Genomic DNA, 18,034 nt, shown 5'->3' on the forward strand with positions numbered 1-18,034 from the left:
CTGCGGCAGGCACCGGGCAGAAGCCCGGCACCGGCAGCAGGGTCAGGCCACGATCAGGCTGACATCGATGTTGCCGCGGGTGGCGTTGGAATACGGGCACACCACGTGCGCCTTTTCCACCAGCGCCTCCACCTGCGCGCGCTCGATACCCGGCACGCTGATGGTCAGCTCGACCTCGATGCCGAAGCCGGTCGGGATCTGGCCGATGCCCACCTTGCCGGCAACGGTGGTTTCCGCCGGCAGCGCGACCTTGGCCTGGCCGGCGACGAACTTCAGCGCGCCGAGGAAGCAGGCCGAGTAGCCTGCGGCGAACAGCTGTTCCGGGTTGGTGCCCGGGCCGCCCGCACCGCCAAGCTCGCGCGGGGTGGAGAGCTGGACGTCGAGCACGCTGTCCGAAGAGACAGCGCGGCCTTCACGACCGCCGGTCGCGGTGGCTTGGGCGGTGTACAGAACCTTTTCGATGGACATGGCAGAACTCCTGAGGGGTGATGAAGGCCGGTGGCCGGTGAAGCCTACTTTGCCGCAGCCGGGTGGACGTGTGGCAACATGAAGTCCTGAAAACTTGATGGAACGTCCAGATGCTCGACCGCCTTGAGGCCTTGTTGGACCGGTTTCCGCTGAGCGCGCACCTGCTGGAGGCCGCGCAGGACGCGCAGGACGCGGCGGGCGGCCCGCTGCTGGCCGCACCTGCGCAGCCGGTGCTGCACCTGTTGCGCGGCGGCAGCGTATGCATCCTCCCCGAGCGCGGTGATGCACTGCGTATCGACGTGCCCAGTCTGGTCCTGTTCGCCCGTGCGCAGCCGCATCACCTGCAGTTGGCACCCGGGACGACGCTGGACCGCATCACCGCCGCGGTGCACTTTGAAGCGGGCGCGGGCAATCCGGTGGCCGAAGCCCTGCCATCGCCGGTGTGTCTGCCACTGGCCGCGCTGATGGGCGGAGACGCTCTGCTGGAGGTGCTGTTCGATGAGGCCTTTACCCGGCGCTGCGGCCGCCAGGTGCTGCTGGAGCGGCTGTTGGAGGCGGTGCTGATCCAGCTGCTGCGCACCTTGATGGAAGGCGGGCAGATCCAGATCGGCCTGCTGGCGGGCATGGGCCACCCGCGGCTGCGCCACGCGCTGGTGGCGATGCATGAACATCCCGCACAGGACTGGTCGCTGCAGGCCCTGGCCGAGCGTGCCGGAATGTCGCGCAGCGCCTTCGCCGAAAGTTTCCGCGCGGTGATCGGCAGTACGCCGGGTCACTATCTGCAGCTGTGGCGTACCCGCCTAGTGCAGCAGGCACTGCGCCGCGGGCACCCGCTCAAGCGCATCGCCAGCGACGTCGGCTACGGCAGTGAAGCGGCGCTGTCGCGCGCGTTCAAGGCGCAGACCGGGCAATCCCCGCGGCAGTGGAAACAGGCCAGCCAGCGCGCCGCTTCCGGTAGGTGACGACCGTTGGTCGTCACGCTCTCGCGGCGCAGCCGTGCGTTCGTAGCGCCGGGCTCTGCCCGGCGAGCACGCAGACGCCGCAGCGGCAACAGCTACAGCGTGACGACCAACGGTCGTCACCTACCGAGAGCTGCGGCCGGCCGAGCGTGGGTCAGCGCATCATGAACCCGGTAGGTGACGACCGTTGGTCGTCACGCTCTGCCGCTGCCCGTCAGATCGCCCATTCCCGATCGGTAGTAAACACGATGGTCAGCCAGCGGTCCGGTGACTCCTCGCCAAGCGCCTCGCCGATCTCGTCGCGCAGCGCATCCCACTCGGCCAGCGCACGCGGCGGATCGTCGGCCGGCACCACGAAAAACAGCTCGATCTGCTGGCCGCGCCCGACCTGGGCCACGTAGCTGCGGTACTCGCGGAAGCCGTGCCGTGCCACCACCGCACCGGCAACGGCATCCACATGAGCCTGCAGCTCGCTGGGCGTGACCAGCAGAATGCCCTCCAGTGCCCGCTTCACCGTACCCAGCGGCGCCACCACCACGAACAGGCAGACCACCGCCAGGATCGTCGGGTCGATGTACGGACCGATCCAGTCCCAATGCGTGTCCTTGACCAGCACGCCGGCAGCAAAGGCCACCACATAGCAGGCCGACATGCTGGCGGCGATCAACCAGTTCTTCGCGTCCAGACCGAGGAACTCCGAGCCGATGCGACGGTTGGCGCGCAGCACGAACGCGCCGAACAGGCCTTCGGCCACCAGCGACACCACACCAAAAACGATGGCTGGACCCAGCGCGATCAGCCGCCCGCCGGAGGTGAGTGCGTCGATGGCGTTGATCAGTGCATACAGCGCCGCGCCGATCATCAACGTGCCGCTGACCCCCAGCACGATCGGTTCCAGGTGCCAGAAGCCCATGGTGAAGCGCTGGTTCAAGCGCGACTGCAAGGTGTCGGTCTGGGTGGACAGCGCGATCAGGCGGGCGACCAGCAGCGACAGCCACGTCATCACCACATCGATGAGGCCGTACACGCCGTCGAAGATGATCAGCGAGGAATTGGCCAGAATGCCGAACACCACCGCGGCCACCGCCATCAGCAGGGTGGCGGCGATGGACAGGCGCAGCACGCCCTGCTCGGTGCGCGGGTTGAAGTAGCGGGATCTGAGCGGACGCATGTCATGCCGGTGGCGCCGTGGCCACCGCCGTGGGGAGACCGCAGCAGTATAGGCAGCCCGTGCAGCGACCAGGTGAGGCCCCGCGTTGAGCCGCCGCGGCCCATGCCGTAGACTGCGCGCCTTCTCGATTCTATCTGGACCTGCGCAGTGACCACGCCGCCCTGAATCCTGCTTCCCAGGCAGCCGCGTCCGCGGCTTCAGGCGATCGTCGTTTTTCCACTGCAGCGCCACGTGGCCCTTGTCCGTGCGCGCGGAGTTCCACCATGCAAACCCATTACCCGCTGCGCCAGCAGTGGCTCGGCAACGTCCGTGGCGACGTGCTGTCGGGCATCGTGGTTGCGCTGGCCCTGATTCCCGAGGCCATCGCGTTTTCCATCATCGCCGGGGTCGACCCGCGCGTTGGCCTGTATGCCTCGTTCTCGATCGCGGTGATCACCGCCATTGCCGGCGGCCGGCCGGGGATGATCTCCGCAGCCACCGGCGCCATGGCGCTGGTGATGGTCGACCTGGTCAAGGACCACGGCCTGCAGTACCTGTTTGCCGCCACCATTCTCACCGGCGTGCTGCAGATGCTGATCGGCGCCCTCAAGCTGGGCGCGCTGATGCGCTTCGTGTCGCGCTCGGTGATCACCGGTTTCGTCAACGCACTGGCGATTCTGATCTTCATGGCCCAGCTGCCCGAGCTGGTCGGTCGCGGGCCGGCAGTCTACCTGCTGTGCGCGGCCGGCCTGGCCATCATCTACCTGCTGCCACGGCTGACCCGCGCGGTGCCGTCGCCCCTGGTGTCGATCGTGCTGCTGACCGCCGTGGTGATCGGCTTCGGCATCGAGGTGCGCACCGTGGGTGACATGGGCCAGCTGCCCGACCGGCTGCCTGCGTTCTTCATTCCCGACGTGCCGCTGAGCTGGGAAACGCTGCGCATTCTGCTGCCGGTGTCGGCGACGCTGGCGGTGGTAGGGTTGCTCGAATCGATGATGACCCTGCAGATCGTGGAGGACATCACCCAGACGCCCAGCCAGCGCAACCGCGAATGCGTCGGCCAGGGCCTGGCCAACACCGCCACCGGCTTTCTGGGCGGCATGGCCGGCTGCGCGATGATCGGCCAGTCGGTCATCAACGTCACCAGCGGTGGGCGCGGACGGTTGTCCTGCCTGGTGGCCGGCAGCCTGCTGCTGGTGCTCGTGGTCTACGGCAGCGACCTGGTACGGCAGATTCCGATGGCCGCTCTGGTGGCGGTGATGATCATGGTCAGCATCGGCACCTTCAGCTGGCGCTCGCTGCGCGACCTGCGCACCCATCCGCCCGGTTCGTCGGCGGTGATGCTGCTGACCGTGGTGGTGACCGTGGCCACCCACGACCTGGCCAAGGGCGTGCTCAGCGGCGTGCTGCTCTCGGCGCTGTTCTTCGCCCGCAAGGTCGGCCGTCTGCTGGTGGTGGAGCAGGTGGCGCAGGAGGTAGAAGCCCCCGGCGACGTGCAGACCTACGTGGTGCGCGGACAGGTCTTCTTCGCCTCCGCCGGGCAGCTCGCCGCCGCCTTTGACTACCAGCACGTGGCACCGCGTGTGGTCATCGACCTGCGCGACGCCCACCTGTGGGACCTGACCGCCGTGGACGCCCTGCAGCGCGTACAGCAGAAGCTGGCCGCGCACGGCGCGCAGGTGCAGCTGATCGGCCTCAACGCCGCCAGCCAGACCCTCATCGAACAGGTCGGCAGCCGCCAGCCACCCGGCTCCGGTAGGTAACGACCGTTGGTCGTCACGCCTCAGCCTGCCCGGGCCCGGTAGGTGACGACCGTTGGTCGTCACGCCTCAACCTGCCCAGGCCCGGTAGGTGACGACCGTTGGTCGTCACGCTTCAGCGGCGCAGTCGTGCCGTGTCAGCCTCGGCCCTATCGGCCCGCATGCACCGCGCTGCGCCGGCGTCGTTGCGGCAACAGCAGCAACGGCTGCTCCACCCAGCGATGCACCAGCCAGCCCACCACGCAGCAGGCGAGCACGTTGGCGATCACGAACGCGGCATGATTGAGCGCAGCGTCCGAGGGCCACAGCATCATCCAGACGCGCCCCACCGCCGAGAGCACGAAGATGTGCGACAGATACAGCGCGTAGGACGAATCACCCAGTGCTGCCAGCCAGCGCGGCACAGCGCGCCGTTGGCGCGCCTCGACCAACACGGCGCCGGCCACGAGCAGCGCACTTGCCGTGCCGAACAGCAGCACCCGTGTCCACACGCTCATGCTGGCCGGCCCCGCCGCTGGCAGCAGGGCCGCCGCCGCTACTGCCAGCACCAGCCCGCCGCCCAGCAGCGGCAGACCCAGCGCGACGGGCAGGCGCCGCCAGTACAGCCCCAGCAGGCCGCCAGCGATGAACTCCAGGGTCAGCGGGTTGCTGACCAGCTGGTACGCCGGGCTGGCATCGGCTGGCATCACCGCGCGCAATACCCCCACCGCGCCCGCCCACAGCAGCAGGTAGCCCGGCACCGCACGCTCGAGAATGAACGCGATTGCCGCGGCGAACATCAGGTAGAACCACGCCTCGTGCACGAGCGTCCAGCCGACGGTGAGCACCGGCAGCTGCGCGTGCGGCAGCAGCAGGTAGGAGGAAAGAATGCTCTGGCCCTGGTAGGAGCTGTTGACCATGCCCGGTGCCAGCAGCATCAACACCACCACCAGCGTAGTGAACAGCCAGTACGGCGGCAGCACCCGCCACCCGCGCCGCACCAGGAAGCTGCCCGCCGCCCGCAGGCCGCCGTAGCGGCCCGCAGTGATCGTGGTCATGACAAAACCGGAAAGCACGAAGAACAGGTCCACACCCGCATCCGCATAGCGCGCCACCGCCTCCAGCAGGGCAGGGCCGGGCAGGTACTTCAGCTCGGTGCCTCGCAGGTGGAACAGCACGACGGCAAGGGCGGCCAGGCCGCGCAGGGCCTGCAGCGAAGCAAAGCGGTTCTGGTGCATGGCGATCGGTCCGGCAGGGTCGCCCATCCTACAGCGCGGCGGCGCGGCGGACAGCGCGTGGCGCCAGGTGCCTGGCACGGCTCCAGATCATCGGCCTCAACAAGGCCGGCGCTCGTACTCGAGCAGGCCGGATTCACCGGATCACATACTGCACGTCGCAGGTCTTGGCCGCACCTGCGCCACTGCACACGATGGCGCGTATCGTTCCCGAGTTCGAGGGGCCTGATGAGGTCAGGGTTGCGCCCAGTGTCCGCAGATGCGTGACCATGCGGCTCAGGTTTTCACCACCATGGTCTGACCATTGCCCACGAACTGCCTCAATGTCGGCTGGTATGAGCTGTCCCGCCGGCGTGCGCTCACTGCCCGGCTCGGTCTTGCCGTTCTGATAGTTGAGATCAATGATGACCGTTACGTAGGATCCATCCTTGAACACGATCCGCATCAACAGCCTGGCCTGATCCCGCAGCCCGGTGTAGTTGGTGACATGGTGGAGCAGGTCGGTCATGGCCGTAAGCACGGCGGCGCCCACGACCCGGCTGATGACATCCGCTCGCCCTGCTGCAGACTCAACCATCGCACGCAGATTGTTGTCCAGGACGTAGTCATACGCGGTCTTTGCCGAAGCACTCGCATTCAGTCCCAGTACCGCCATCGGAACGACAAACGTAGGACGGATCGTGCCTCCTCCTTCGACCATCACCTTGTTGGCGCGCTGGACTTCTTCGATGGCGCCAGCAGGTGCCGTCTGCAGCATGACCACCGGCCCGGCGCCGCGGGGCACCGACCCGTCGGCCCCACCGCCCCCGTTTGACCCGATGTAGTACTGCTGGATCCGATTTGCTGCAACGTTGAAGATCAGGTGCGTGCCAGCGCCCTGCCGTATGGCTTCGTTGCGATAGTCGATGTCCCTGGTACACGTGTCGCAACGGACGGCAGTAGCGTGCGCATCGCACGCGCCGGCCACGAGGGCCAGAAGGCTGAAAAAGCGGAGCATCAGATGTTTCGACATGGGTTGATCTCGTCGGTCCATGGGGCATCACGCGGGGTAACGCCTCGCCATGGCGTGCCTGGCCTGGCAGTGCCAGCGTGGCGCGGGCGCACCGTTTTGTCTCTGGGAAAGCGCTTGAGCCGATCGTCGGGATTTCGCCATGAGGCGGGGCGCTCGATCACGGGCAGCCGCCACGATGCCGGGTCGGATTCAGCCGTCCGGTGTAAACTGTTGATCTCACTGGCAATGCCGGTTTTCACGCTCATTCCATGACTTCCGCTGCTGCTCGCTACGCCGATTCCCTGCGCCTCTCCGTTGCGCCCATGATGGACTGGACGGACCGCCACTGCCGCGTGTTCCACCGGCTGCTGGCACCGGGTGCGCGCCTGTACACCGAGATGGTCCATGCCAACGCGGTGATCCATGGCGACCGCCAGCGCCTGCTGGGCTTCGACCCGGTGGAGCAGCCGCTGGCCCTGCAGCTGGGCGGCAGCGAGCCGGCGCTGCTGGCCCAGGCGGCGCGTATCGCCCAGGACTGGGGCTATGACGAGGTCAACCTCAACTGCGGCTGCCCGTCGGACCGGGTGCAGGCCGGGCGCTTCGGCGCCTGCCTGATGCGCGAGCCGGTACTGGTGGCCGACTGCGTGGCCGCGATGGTCGCGGCGGTGAAGATCCCGGTCACGGTGAAATGCCGCCTGGGTGTCGATGAGGACAACGATTACGATGCGTTCGCGGCCTTTGTCGACCGTCAGGTCGATGCCGGCGCGGCCATGGTGGTGGTCCATGCGCGCAATGCGTGGCTCAAGGGGCTCTCGCCGAAGGAAAACCGCGAGGTCCCGCCATTGCGCTATGACTGGGCCTACCGCCTCAAGCAGGAGCGCCCGGCGCTGCCGGTGGTGCTCAATGGCGGGCTGGCCTCCGTGGAGGCCGTACAGGCGCAGGCTGGCAAGGTGGACGGGGTGATGCTGGGGCGGGCGGCCTATCACGACCCCTACCTGCTGCATGTGCTGGACAGCGCTGACCGCGGCCAGCCCGTGCAGACCCGGCAGGCACTGCTGCGCGCGCTGCGGCCCTACGTGGAGGCGCGCCTGGCCGAGGGGCTTGCGCTCAAGCATATCACCCGCCATCTGCTGGGCCTGTTCCATGGCCAGCCCGGTGGTCGCGCCTTCCGCCAGATCCTCAGTGAGGGCGCGCACCGCCCGGGTGCCGACTGGTCACTGCTGGAGCAGGCGATGGCCGTAACTGAACGGGACGGCGAACGCAGCGCGGCGTGAACGTCGCCAACGGCTGCGGCTGCGGGTAGTATTCAGCCAGTGCATTCACTTATCTGAACTGGACAGGCTGCAGCCCGGAAAGTTCAGATCGGATTCACTGCTGAAACCCGAAATTTGCAAAAGAAACGTAAAGGTCGATCCCCCGTTCAACGGGTCGGCTTCACGACTTTTGAACGAATCGCCGACCTCGGCTAGGATCGTACTGATGGTTTCCGCTGCTACCACCTGCCGTCTTGCCTGCACCGCCGCCGTGGCGGTTCTGGTAGTTGCCTCGATGCCGATGGCATCGGCGCAGCAGCAGCCGCCACGCCCGCGTGAGCCGGCCGCGCAGGTGCAGATGCGGATGGAAGCCAATGCGCGTCCGGCGCCGAGGGGGCAGGACCGTTCGCTGTCCGATGCAGTGCGGCATGTCCAGCGCACCACCGGCGGCCATATTCTGGGGGCAGAGCGTGTTCCGTACGACGGTGGCAGCATCAACCGTGTGAAATACATGGACGAGCGCGGCCGTGTCCGCTACATGGACGACCCCGTCCAGCGTGAGCGTTCACAGCCCCGCACACCGCGATCGGATATGTCTTCACTACGCGGCGATAACCCCTGAACAGGGATAGTTGCCGCATCACCCCCTACCCACTGGCCTGAGTGCCATACCCAGCTATCAGGGAGAGTTCATGCGTATCCTTCTGGTCGAAGACGAAGCCCCGTTGCGCGAAACCCTTGCAGCCCGGCTCAAGCGCGAAGGCTTTGCCGTCGACGCTGCGCAGGACGGCGAGGAGGGTCTGTACATGGGCCGCGAAGTTCCCTTCGATGTGGGCATCATTGATCTGGGCCTGCCGAAGATGTCCGGCATGGAGCTGATCAAGGCGCTGCGCGACGAGGGCAAGAAGTTCCCGGTGCTCATCCTGACCGCCCGTTCCAGCTGGCAGGACAAGGTGGAAGGCCTCAAGCAGGGTGCCGATGATTATCTGGTCAAGCCGTTCCACGTCGAGGAGCTGCTGGCCCGCGTCAACGCGCTGCTGCGCCGCGCCGCCGGCTGGAGCAAGCCGACCCTGGAATGTGGCCCGGTGGCTCTGGACCTGGCCGCGCAGACCGTGAGTGTGGCCGGCAGCAATGTCGACCTGACCAGCTACGAGTACAAGGTGCTGGAATACCTGATGATGCACGCCGGTGAACTGGTCTCCAAGGCCGACCTCACCGAGCACATCTACCAGCAGGATTTCGACCGCGACTCGAACGTGCTGGAGGTCTTCATCGGCCGCCTGCGCAAGAAGCTGGACCCGGACGGCGAGCTGAAGCCGATCGAGACCGTGCGTGGCCGCGGCTACCGTTTCGCGATTCCGCGCAACGAAGGCTGAGCCCGCTACGAAGGGATCATGATGTCCGGCCGTCTGTGGTTTTTCCGACGCTGGCGGCCGCGTTCACTGCAGGCACGCCAGCTGCTGGCTGCCTCGGTGGGCCTGGTGGCCTTTCTGGCCCTGGCCGGTTATGCGCTGGACGCTGCCTTTGCCGATACCGCGCGCGCCAATCTGCGCGAGCGGATGAAGAACTACGCCAGCGCGTACATCGGCAGCATCGATTTCACCCGCGACCGCTCGGTCTACATCGCCGACCAGCCACCGGACCCGCGCTTCGACGTGCCCGGCAGCGGCCTGTACATGGAAATCGTCTCGCCGTACGGCAAGCGCCAGTCGATGTCGGCCGAAGGGCCGATGCTGCCGGTGCAGGGCGGTGGATTGTTGCCGCCGGTGCACGAAGTATTCGAAGGCCCGCTGCCGATGATCCAGATCGACGGCAGCGAGGGCTCGGTCTACCGCTACGGCATGGGCCTGGTCTGGGACGCCGATGCGGACCCGGCAACCGAGTTCCCGTACACCATCTACGTGATGGAAGACTCGCGCGCCCTCGGTGCGCAGCTGCGTGTGTTCCGCAGCCGGGTCTGGTTCTATCTCGGCGGCATCGGTCTGATCCTGCTGCTGCTGCAGACCGTCATCCTGCAATGGAGCCTGCGTCCGATGCGTCGCGTGATCACCGAGCTGACCAAGGTGCAGCGCGGCGAGAGCGCCCGCATGAGCGAGCGCCACCCGCGCGAACTTGAGCCGCTGACCGACAGCATCAACGCCTTCATCGAAAGCGAGCGCGAAAACCTCGAGCGCCAGCGCAATACGCTGGCCGACCTGGCGCACAGCCTGAAAACACCCATCGCGGTGCTGCGCACGCAGCTGGACAGCGGCTCGGATGACGCAGCGCTGCGCGAAGAGCTGGACGTACAGCTGCAGCGCATGAACAACCTGGTGTCCTACCAGCTTGCCCGCGCCGCTTCCTCGGGCCACAAACTGTTCTCCGCGCCGTTGCCGATTGAATCCAACGCCGAGGAGATCGTACGCGGGCTGGAGAAGGTCTATGCGGCCAAGGGTGTGTTCTGCGAGTTCGACATCGATGAGAACGCCCGCTTCCACGGCGAGCCGGGCGACCTGCAGGAACTGCTGGGCAACCTGCTGGAGAACGCCTTCAAGTGGGCCAAGCGGCGTGTGCTGCTGACCGCCCAGCCACTGCCCGCGCCGAACGCGCGACGTCCCGGCCTGCTGCTGGCGGTGGACGATGATGGCCCCGGCATCGCGCCGGAAGACATCGGCAAGGTGCTGCAGCGCGGCGTGCGCGGCGATGAGCGCGTGCAGGGACATGGCATCGGCCTGTCGATCGTGCAGGATCTGATCAAGGACTACCGCGGCGAACTGCTGGTGGCCCGCTCCAGCGAGCTGGGCGGCGCCCGCTTCGAAGTCCGCCTGCCGCCGGGCCCGTAAGCGCCGCCCAGGCTCCCGCGCAACCGAGAGACGTCACGTAGCGCCGGGCTCTGCCCGGCGAGCGCGCAGCGCGGCGGTTTGCGCAGAGCAGCCGGGCAGAGCCCGGCACTACGAGGCGAGCGCGCAGCGCGGCGGTTTGCGTGGAGCAGCCGGGCAGAGCCCGGCGCTACGCGCTCGGCCCGTAGAACCGCCGCAGATGCGCGGCGACGTCCGGCAGCGCTTCGGCCAGCACCTGCGGGGCGCTGAAGTGGTACTCGGTCGCCACGGCAAAGAACTCCTCGGGCGCCTCGGCGGCGTAGGGGTCGATCAGCACTTCCTCGCCCGCATCCACCTGCGCGCAGAACGCATCGTAGGCCCGCTGGAAATCCGCAGCCCACTGCCGCTGCCACGCGCGCGGCAACGGCGGCGTGCCATCCATCGCGCCGTCCAGTGCGTCGATCTTGTGCGCCATCTCATGCACGGCCACACAATACCCGTCTTCCGGTGCGGCCAGATCGGCCAGCACATCGGCCCAGGAAAGAATCAGCGGGCCACTGTCCCACGATTCGCCGATCAGCTCGTCGTCCCATTCGTGCAGCACGCCGGCCGCATCGATATGGCTGCGCTGCACGCGGAAGGCATCCGGATAGACGATCAGTTGCGACCAGCCCTGCAGGCCCGCCTCACCCAGCTCCAGCAGCGGCAGGCAGCACAGCGCGGCAAGCAGCACGCCATCGTCGATGGTCAGCTGAAGGTCGCCAGCGGTGCTGATGGTTTTCTCATGCAGGAAGCGCGAGGCCAGTGCCTGCAACCGCGCGTTGCGATCGGGCGAGAGCCGCTGCAGCCACACCGCGCGTTGGCAGGCCCGCTGCCACTGCTGCGCATCAATCGGCTGGGGCGTGGGCCGCAGCCACCGCAGCAACGCCTGGATCAGCGGAACATCCCGGGCAGGAAGCTGTGCCACTTCGGGGCACGCATGCGCTGCAGCACATCGTCTTCGCCGCCGCCACCGGCACTTGCCGCTGGCGCCGGTGCGGCCTTGTTGGCCACCGGCACAGCCGCCGCCGCGCTGCGTGCAGAGGGGGCGCGTTCGGCTTCTGCAGTCAGGCAACCGCCTTGCCCTTCGCCGCCCACCGCAGCAGCGGCAAAGGCAGACATCGGGGCCATCAGCAGGACCAGGCAATGGGCAGCACAGCGCATCGACGACATCCAGAGTGAAGGGCGGGTGAGTTCCCGATTCTAGCCCGATTTGATTTGTGAATTGGAAGCCCCTCCGGGCAAGTTGCGCGCCTTTGCCGCATAATTTTGCCGTTGATCCGTTGGAAGCTGCTGTGGACGATCGCCAATTGCTGGCCAAACTGGCCGCTGGACCGCTGTCCGGCGATGCGCTGGCACGCGAGCTGGGCCAGACCCGCGCCGCCATCTGGAAGCGAATTCAGGCACTTAGGGCTGCTGGCGTCGACATCCAGGGCCAGGCCGGGGCCGGCTACGGCATCACCCGCCGCGTGAGCCTGCTGGAGGCCGAGGCGATCCGGTCGCAGCTGCCAGCAGAGGTTGGCACGTTGATCGACGACCTGCAGATCGCATGGACGGTGGAGTCCACCAACGGCGAATTGCTGCGTTGCAACGCACCTGAACAGGGGGTTCGCGTCCTGCTCGCCGAGCGCCAGACCGGCGGCCGCGGTCGTCGCGGCCGTACTTGGGCCTCGCCGCTGGCGGCCAATGTCTATCTGTCGGTGCTGCGTTCCTTTGCTGGCGGCCTGGTGCGGCTGAGCGGACTGAGCCTGGTGGCGGGCGTGGCCGTGGCCGAGGCGCTGCACGACCTTGGTTTCACCCGCGCCGGTTTGAAATGGCCCAACGACCTGCTGGTCGACGGCCGCAAGCTGGTCGGTCTGCTGGTCGAGGGCGGCGGCGAATACGCCGGCCCGGCACGGGCGGTCATCGGCATCGGCATCAATGTGCATATGCCGGCAACGGCAGCCGAACAGATCAGCCAGCCATGGGTCGACCTGGACACGCTGCAGGGCAGTGCGGTCGAGCGCAACACCGTGGTGGCTGCCGTGCTGACGCGGTTGCTGCCGGCACTGGAGCTGTTTGATGCGCAGGGCCTGGCCCCGTTCCTGCCGCGCTATGCCGGGCTGGACCTGCTGGCCGGGCGCGAGGTGCGCGTGGAACTGGGCGGGCAGTGGCGCGACGGCCAAGCGCTGGGGCTTGCCGAGGATGGCGCGTTGCGCGTCCTCATCGACGGCCACGAACAACGCGTGCATGCCGGCGACGTCAGCGTGAGGGTGTCATGAGCGATTGGCTGTTCGATCTGGGCAACTCGCGCTTCAAGTACGCGCCGCTGGTTGCCGACCGCGCCGGTGATGTGCAGGCGTGGACGCATGGTGCCGAGGATCTGCGCGGCGAAGCCCTGCGCGCGCTGCCGCAGGGACGCACTGCCTACGTGGCCAGCGTCGCCGCGCCGGGGCTGACGGCGACCATGCTGGAGATCCTGCGCATGCGGTTCGAGCACGTGCACGTGGCACGCACCGAAGCGCGTCTTGCCGGTGTGCGCATCGCCTATGCCGCGCCGGAGCGTTTCGGGGTGGACCGCTTTCTTGCGTTGCTGGCCGCCGCACGCAGCCGCCAGCATGTGCTGGTTGCCGGGGTGGGTACCGCGCTGACCATCGACCTGCTCGACGCCGACGGCAATCACCATGGCGGCCGCATCGCCGCTTCGCCAACCACCATGCGCGAAGCATTGCACGCGCGTGCCGTGCAGCTGCCGGCCACCGGCGGTGCGTATGCGGAGTTTGCCAATGACACTGCCGACGCCCTGGCCTCGGGCTGCGATGGCGCGGCCATCGCGCTGATCGAGCGCAGCCGCCAGCAGGCCGAGCAGGTGTTGCAGGCGCCGGTGGACCTGCTGCTGCATGGCGGCGGCGCGCCCGCGCTGCTGCCGCAGCTGCCCGCCGATGCCGGACACCGCCCGCTGCTGGTGCTGGATGGTCTGGCCCGCTGGGCCGTGCATCGGCCCGCCGATGCAGGCTAGGATCGGCGCATGCTGACACGCGCTCTAATTGTCGTTCTGGTTCTGCTGAACATCAGCGTTGGCCTGTGGTGGATGCTGCGCGGCGAGCCTGCTGAACAACCAATACCCGCCGCCAGCGGCGTAGCCCAGCTTGAGCTGATCGCTGCCGGGCAGGCACCAGCGCGTGCGCCTGCGGACACCGCATTGGCCGACGCCACCACCGAGCCTGCCGCCACCGCGCCAGCCCAGCCAGCCGCACCGGCCGAGCCCGTACCGGTCGCGCCGGCAGCGGATCAAGCCACGGCCGCCGCGCCCGCCGTGGCAGCTGCCCCTCAGTCGCCGCCCGCGCCGCGGGCAGAGGCTGCGCCTGCGCGCTGTGCCGCCTTCGGACCGTTTGCCGACCAGGCTGCTGCAACCGAGGCACAGCAGCGCCTGGGCACCGACCTGCTGCAGGCCCGCCGCGTGTCCGAGCCGGGCAACGCCGCCGACACCCGCTACCGGGTGATGCTGCCCCCGGCCGCTGACCGCGCCGCTGCGCAGGCCATGGTGCAGCGCATCCAGGCGGCCGGGTTGGGCGATTACTACATCATTGCCGACGGCCCGCAGGCCAATGCGATTGCATTGGGCCAGTACCGCAACCGCGAGGGCGCACAGCGTCGGCTGGCGGCGGTGCAGGCCGCTGGCTTTGCCGCTGAACTCACCGGCGGTGAGCCACCGCCGCGCTGGTGGCTGCAGGGGCAGCTGGCCACCGCTGCCGACGCCAATGGCCTGCGTCAGCGCAGCGGCGCCGCCCAGCAGCGTCGGCTGGAGTGCAGCGTGCTGCGCTGAGGCTGCGTCAGCTGCATTCAATCAATCCGGGCGTAGCGGTAGGAGAGCAGCGATTTCACCAGGAAGGTGACCTGGGTAGCCGAGCGTGCATCCACGCGCAGTACCGGCAGTCTCATACCTGCGTCGAACAGCGCGTCGCGGAACGCTGGGAGCAGAAAGCCAGCCTGTTCGTCGGTGCGGGTCACACCCACCGCAAGGCTGGCTTGCGGGGCAATGCGTGCGAACTCCTGAAGAAGTTCAAGCGTCTCGGACACCGGCTCGTTGGAAGCGGCGCTGACCAGCACCACGACCCCCAGTGCACCATCGCAGACCAGCGGCCACATGAAATCCAGATAGCGTTGACCCGGCACGCCGTAAACATGGAGCAGTTCGCCGTCATCCAGCTCGATGGAGCTGTAATCCATCGCGACGGTGGTCTCGCTTTTCTCCGCCGTTGCATGCTCGCTCAGCGGCATCTCGGTACTCACCGGTTCCACGTCGGAAATCGCGCGGACGGCGGTGGTCTTGCCCGCCCCCATGCCACCGACAAACACCAGCTTGTTGGCCGCCAGGCTCATGCCAGGCTCCTGCGCAGCAGGCCCAGGCCAAACCGGCGCGCCAGGCGTGCCATGAAGCGGTTGTCGGCGGTATCGAGGTGGGGAACGGTGACAGGCACGCTGCGCTCCTGGGCAAGGGCCAGTCCGCTGCAGGACGCGGCGGCAAAAAGGGAGGCTATGGTCGCACGTGGAACCTGGCAGTGTTGGGCCAGCGCATCCTGGGTCCAGGCCGCTGCATGCAGCAGGGCGATGGGCTGCAACCAGCTCGTCGGAAGGTCGGTGGCATCCACGTCCGGCCAGTGCCGCAGGCGCAGAGAGGCAGGCGGCTCGGCCAGCAGCTCTGGACGATGGTGGCCAATGGCAAAGTACAGCGCTTCAAATGACTGGCGCTGTGGCAGCCGGTAGGCGTACTGGTGGTGGAAATCAGCCTCGCTGACCTCGCTCGTTGACCAGGACTGACCGTCCAGCTGCTGACATACGTCCATCAGCCGGATGCTGGCAGGCAACGCGATGGTGTGGCGTGCGGGGTCGACCAGAAGCCACAGTGCACCGCGCTGCAGCAGATGCAGACGGTCGGATGGTTCACGATCGGCGGCGGTCAGCTGCAGCAGCACAGGCGCGGGGGAGGTCGTGTCGCTGGCCGCCAGTGCGGCAGCCGGCTCACTGTCGCTCAGCAGCGTCCGCAGTTGCGCGTTGAAATCGCGGACGGTCGCGCCGTGTGGCAGTACGCCCTGCCCTGGCCGGGCCGCATGCCGCGACACGCGCAGTGTTCGGATCGCATCGGCTGACGGGTCGGCCAGCGTGGTACCACAAGCCTCATGAGCAGGCCCGGTGACCAGCAGGTCGGCGCCGGTGCAGGGCCACGACGTCACGGTGACGTCCATGCGCTCTGACAGCAGCAGCGAACAGGCAAGTTTCAGGCGCGTCGTGTGCAGCAGGTCCAGGCCTGCAACGGCGACGGTGAAGCTGCGGATCGGGGTCTTCATCGGCGGCGGTCATACGCAGGCACCGCCCGGCAACCGTGCCGGGCCGGCGCCTGCTGCAGGGATCAGCTGAAGTCCAGGGTCTTCTCGAAGCTCTTCAGTTCGTGCCGCGCCATTGCAAGATTCGACTTGCTCCGGTCCATCACCACGTACAGAAACAGCAGCGGGTTGCTTTCCAGCGGACGGATCAGGTGGTATTGGCTGCTCAGCGTGATCAGTACATCTTCGATGCTGTCAGCCATGCCGAGCTGCTCGGCGACGCGACGCTTGGCACGCACGACTTCGGTGTTGCCGGCAGCGGCCAGCTCGAGGTTGATGCCGCCACCACCGCTTGTGGCCAGCGCCATGCCGCTATCGCTGTCGACCAGGGCAGCACCGACGAAGCCGGCGAGGGTGTTGAGTTTTTCCAGCGTCAGGTTGGACATGCAGATCCTTTTCAGTCACGGGTGAACAGCGCCCACGTACACGCGGGCCGGGCAGGGCGGAAGCAACGGGATGACGGGTGTCAGGCGGGCTGCGTTTGCAGCAGGTCGGCCAAGCGCTGCGCAGTGTCGCGTGCATGGAACAGCAGCACCGCCAGATTGAGCTCGGGTCGGCCAACGGCGGTCAGCGTCAACGGTTTGCTGCCTGCGATACGAATCAGTACGACGTTCCCGGCACGCGTACAGATGGTCGCGTAGTCCGCATCGCTGAGCTGAAGTTCGCGCGACAGCGTCTCGCCCAGCGTCAGGAAGGAATTGGCCATTGCCGCGATGCGGCGACCATCGGTATCCAGATGGGAGACCTGCGCGACGGCCCGACCATCACTGGTGGAGAGGGTCAGCAGGCGCAGGCCGGATTCGCGCTCGAAAGAACGTGCCAAGGCGGCTTCGATGCCGACCACGTCGTACATGTCGCTGATGTGGGTCGAACCAACGCTCGCCGGACGGACCAACTGGTGAATCGCACTGCTGCGCTGCACGAACATCCCCTGTGCCGCTCTCGCAGCTGCTCATTACGCCAAAGTCAACAGCTTAGTTCTCGAATTGTGAAATGTAGCACGCTTCTTTTTCACGCTTTGGAATAAAAGATGAATGAAACGGTTGCTCGGATCGCTTAAGTGATTGAACGATAAGCATTAACGGCGTTCTGGAGAGCTTGTGATCACGTGCCGCGACGCCGTTTGCTATCGCAGCAGCTGGCATGACTGGGATAGAATCGCTCCCGCCCCGCATGCGCGGAGCCGTCGCCGCTTTAGCTCAGTTGGTAGAGCAACTGTCTTGTAAACAGTAGGTCATCCGTTCGATTCGGATAAGCGGCACCATCCTCAGCGCTGCCCTCCAGCGCCAGCGTTGAAGTCATAGCGCATCAAGTCCCAGCGACCACTGCTGTCACCGTGCGGCACGCGGAACGCCCAGGATTCCACCGCTTCTCCCGATGCGTGCGCGGTGCTGATTTGCTCGCCGGCCCTGCCGCTGTCGGGCAGGGGAAGTGGCGACGACGCGTCCGCCATCGCGGTGTGCGCTGCATCGACACTGGCCATGGTGCGTTGAAGCCGCCACTGACCTTGCACCAGACGCGGTGGATGTCCGGGTGCGTGCACGGTGACCCACTCGCGCAGCGCGGGTACCTCCTTGGCGACCGCATCGAGCGTCATCGCGTGTTCAACGCGGACCTCGGTTCTCAAGTGTGTGGCATCCATGCTATGTGCCGGGACGGCCAACGGGACGAGCACCAGGGCACAGTGCGTCAGACGACGCAGCAGCGGACGTGTCATGCGATTCTCCGTCTGGATAGGGAATGGCCGACACGCGCTGATGCGTGCGGACGCTGCCTGATCGCATCACTGCCCAGACGGAGAGATCAAGGGGTACGGGCGACACGCGCTCGACGGCGAAATGCCCGTTACCGATCAACGATCACGCCGTTCCTGCTCCACTTCCTGTTTCTGCGACTCCCGCTGCGAGCCGGGGTCCACGTGTTCGCCCTGTTTCAGGTACCACATCAACGACGGACCACCGGCGGCAAGCAGGCCCAGCACGACAATGACAATAACGATGGTGCGGGTCCGCTTGCTCATGGCTGTCTCTCCAGAAAGA

Annotated in this window: 23 protein-coding genes and 1 tRNA gene; 10 read left to right on the forward strand and 14 right to left on the reverse strand. The window is 67.0% G+C overall.

Annotated features, from left to right (window positions below):
- Positions 1-42: 42 nt before the first annotated feature.
- Complete coding sequence (locus RZA67_RS01520) at positions 43-468, reverse strand: organic hydroperoxide resistance protein (protein WP_317210764.1); 426 nt, start codon at positions 466-468, stop codon at positions 43-45.
- A gap of 110 nt (positions 469-578) precedes the next feature.
- Here RZA67_RS01520 and RZA67_RS01525 point away from each other — a divergent pair, with 110 nt between their 5' ends.
- Positions 579-1,430 (forward strand): AraC family transcriptional regulator, encoded by an 852-nt coding sequence (locus RZA67_RS01525; protein ID WP_317210765.1) that lies wholly within the window; start codon positions 579-581, stop codon positions 1,428-1,430.
- Positions 1,431-1,641: 211 nt separating this feature from the next.
- Here RZA67_RS01525 and RZA67_RS01530 read toward each other — a convergent pair whose 3' ends face one another.
- Positions 1,642-2,598 (reverse strand): cation transporter, encoded by a 957-nt coding sequence (locus tag RZA67_RS01530; RefSeq protein WP_317210766.1) that lies wholly within the window; start codon positions 2,596-2,598, stop codon positions 1,642-1,644.
- A 263-nt stretch (positions 2,599-2,861) separates the two neighbouring features.
- Here RZA67_RS01530 and RZA67_RS01535 point away from each other — a divergent pair, with 263 nt between their 5' ends.
- A complete protein-coding gene (locus RZA67_RS01535) occupies positions 2,862-4,340 on the forward strand; it encodes a SulP family inorganic anion transporter (RefSeq protein WP_317210767.1) in 1,479 nt (492 codons plus the stop codon).
- A 146-nt stretch (positions 4,341-4,486) separates the two neighbouring features.
- On the opposite strand, the gene RZA67_RS01540 is transcribed toward RZA67_RS01535, so the two are convergent.
- The 3 genes from RZA67_RS01540 to RZA67_RS01550 form a co-directional block, all read right to left on the reverse strand.
- Positions 4,487-5,554, reverse strand: a complete 1,068-nt coding sequence (locus RZA67_RS01540; RefSeq protein ID WP_317210768.1) for an acyltransferase — start codon at positions 5,552-5,554, stop codon at positions 4,487-4,489.
- Between the two features lie 133 nt (positions 5,555-5,687).
- Positions 5,688-6,563: a hypothetical protein gene (locus tag RZA67_RS01545; RefSeq protein ID WP_317210769.1), complete on the reverse strand. Its 876-nt coding sequence runs from the start codon at positions 6,561-6,563 to the stop codon at positions 5,688-5,690.
- A complete protein-coding gene (locus tag RZA67_RS01550) occupies positions 6,548-6,808 on the reverse strand; it encodes a hypothetical protein (protein ID WP_317210770.1) in 261 nt (86 codons plus the stop codon). The genes RZA67_RS01545 and RZA67_RS01550 overlap by 16 nt, the downstream gene beginning before the upstream one ends.
- Before the next feature lie 3 nt (positions 6,809-6,811).
- On the opposite strand from RZA67_RS01550, the gene dusA reads away from it, so the two are divergent.
- Complete coding sequence (dusA, locus tag RZA67_RS01555; protein ID WP_317210771.1) at positions 6,812-7,816, forward strand: tRNA dihydrouridine(20/20a) synthase DusA; 1,005 nt, start codon at positions 6,812-6,814, stop codon at positions 7,814-7,816.
- Positions 7,817-7,861: 45 nt separating this feature from the next.
- Here the strand turns inward: dusA and RZA67_RS01560 are convergent, their stop codons facing one another.
- Positions 7,862-8,170 (reverse strand): hypothetical protein, encoded by a 309-nt coding sequence (locus RZA67_RS01560; protein WP_317214059.1) that lies wholly within the window; start codon positions 8,168-8,170, stop codon positions 7,862-7,864.
- Between RZA67_RS01560 and RZA67_RS01565 the strand changes: the two genes are divergently transcribed.
- The 3 genes from RZA67_RS01565 (at position 8,091) to RZA67_RS01575 (ending at position 10,617) form a co-directional block, all read left to right on the forward strand.
- Entirely contained in the window at positions 8,091-8,417 is a 327-nt protein-coding gene (locus tag RZA67_RS01565; RefSeq protein WP_317213770.1) for a hypothetical protein, read from the forward strand. The two genes, RZA67_RS01560 and RZA67_RS01565, sit on opposite strands and share 80 nt — an antisense overlap.
- Before the next feature lie 70 nt (positions 8,418-8,487).
- Positions 8,488-9,171: a response regulator transcription factor gene (locus tag RZA67_RS01570; protein WP_004136763.1), complete on the forward strand. Its 684-nt coding sequence runs from the start codon at positions 8,488-8,490 to the stop codon at positions 9,169-9,171.
- Between the two features lie 21 nt (positions 9,172-9,192).
- Entirely contained in the window at positions 9,193-10,617 is a 1,425-nt protein-coding gene (locus RZA67_RS01575; protein WP_317210772.1) for a sensor histidine kinase, read from the forward strand.
- A gap of 166 nt (positions 10,618-10,783) precedes the next feature.
- Here the strand turns inward: RZA67_RS01575 and RZA67_RS01580 are convergent, their stop codons facing one another.
- Together RZA67_RS01580 and RZA67_RS01585 are read right to left on the reverse strand one after the other, a co-directional pair.
- Entirely contained in the window at positions 10,784-11,560 is a 777-nt protein-coding gene (locus tag RZA67_RS01580) for a zinc-dependent peptidase (protein ID WP_317210773.1), read from the reverse strand.
- Positions 11,527-11,763: a hypothetical protein gene (locus RZA67_RS01585; protein ID WP_317210774.1), complete on the reverse strand. Its 237-nt coding sequence runs from the start codon at positions 11,761-11,763 to the stop codon at positions 11,527-11,529. Before RZA67_RS01585 ends, RZA67_RS01580 begins: the two co-directional genes overlap by 34 nt.
- A gap of 164 nt (positions 11,764-11,927) precedes the next feature.
- Between RZA67_RS01585 and birA the strand changes: the two genes are divergently transcribed.
- Genes birA through RZA67_RS01600 form a run of 3 tightly spaced genes read left to right on the forward strand, consistent with a single transcriptional unit; the run spans position 11,928 to position 14,437 of the window.
- Complete coding sequence (birA, locus tag RZA67_RS01590) at positions 11,928-12,893, forward strand: bifunctional biotin--[acetyl-CoA-carboxylase] ligase/biotin operon repressor BirA (protein ID WP_317210775.1); 966 nt, start codon at positions 11,928-11,930, stop codon at positions 12,891-12,893.
- Positions 12,890-13,630 carry a type III pantothenate kinase gene (locus RZA67_RS01595; protein WP_317210776.1) on the forward strand — a complete coding sequence of 247 codons (741 nt, stop codon included), beginning with the start codon at positions 12,890-12,892 and terminating at the stop codon, positions 13,628-13,630. The genes birA and RZA67_RS01595 overlap by 4 nt, the downstream gene beginning before the upstream one ends.
- Before the next feature lie 9 nt (positions 13,631-13,639).
- Positions 13,640-14,437, forward strand: coding sequence for an SPOR domain-containing protein (locus tag RZA67_RS01600; RefSeq protein ID WP_317210777.1), 798 nt, complete (start codon positions 13,640-13,642; stop codon positions 14,435-14,437).
- A gap of 17 nt (positions 14,438-14,454) precedes the next feature.
- On the opposite strand, the gene RZA67_RS01605 is transcribed toward RZA67_RS01600, so the two are convergent.
- From RZA67_RS01605 to RZA67_RS01620, 4 genes are all read right to left on the reverse strand, one after another.
- The gene (locus RZA67_RS01605; protein WP_317210778.1) at positions 14,455-14,994 is read right to left on the reverse strand and encodes a GTPase; all 540 of its coding nucleotides are present in this window, start codon (positions 14,992-14,994) and stop codon (positions 14,455-14,457) included.
- Entirely contained in the window at positions 14,991-15,959 is a 969-nt protein-coding gene (locus tag RZA67_RS01610; RefSeq protein ID WP_317210779.1) for a hypothetical protein, read from the reverse strand. Before RZA67_RS01610 ends, RZA67_RS01605 begins: the two co-directional genes overlap by 4 nt.
- 62 nt (positions 15,960-16,021) lie before the next feature.
- Positions 16,022-16,381 carry a roadblock/LC7 domain-containing protein gene (locus RZA67_RS01615; protein WP_317210780.1) on the reverse strand — a complete coding sequence of 120 codons (360 nt, stop codon included), beginning with the start codon at positions 16,379-16,381 and terminating at the stop codon, positions 16,022-16,024.
- 80 nt (positions 16,382-16,461) lie between these two features.
- The gene (locus RZA67_RS01620) at positions 16,462-16,923 is read right to left on the reverse strand and encodes a roadblock/LC7 domain-containing protein (RefSeq protein WP_317210781.1); all 462 of its coding nucleotides are present in this window, start codon (positions 16,921-16,923) and stop codon (positions 16,462-16,464) included.
- Between the two features lie 260 nt (positions 16,924-17,183).
- On the opposite strand from RZA67_RS01620, the gene RZA67_RS01625 reads away from it, so the two are divergent.
- A tRNA-Thr gene (locus RZA67_RS01625) sits at positions 17,184-17,259 on the forward strand.
- 3 nt (positions 17,260-17,262) lie between these two features.
- On the opposite strand, the gene RZA67_RS01630 is transcribed toward RZA67_RS01625, so the two are convergent.
- Together RZA67_RS01630 and RZA67_RS01635 are read right to left on the reverse strand one after the other, a co-directional pair.
- Positions 17,263-17,712, reverse strand: a complete 450-nt coding sequence (locus RZA67_RS01630; RefSeq protein WP_317210782.1) for a hypothetical protein — start codon at positions 17,710-17,712, stop codon at positions 17,263-17,265.
- A 135-nt stretch (positions 17,713-17,847) separates the two neighbouring features.
- Positions 17,848-18,015, reverse strand: coding sequence for a hypothetical protein (locus tag RZA67_RS01635; protein ID WP_317210783.1), 168 nt, complete (start codon positions 18,013-18,015; stop codon positions 17,848-17,850).
- Positions 18,016-18,034 lie beyond the last annotated feature (19 nt).

Source organism: Stenotrophomonas sp. C3(2023) (assembly GCF_032911385.1).
GTDB lineage: Bacteria > Pseudomonadota > Gammaproteobacteria > Xanthomonadales > Xanthomonadaceae > Stenotrophomonas.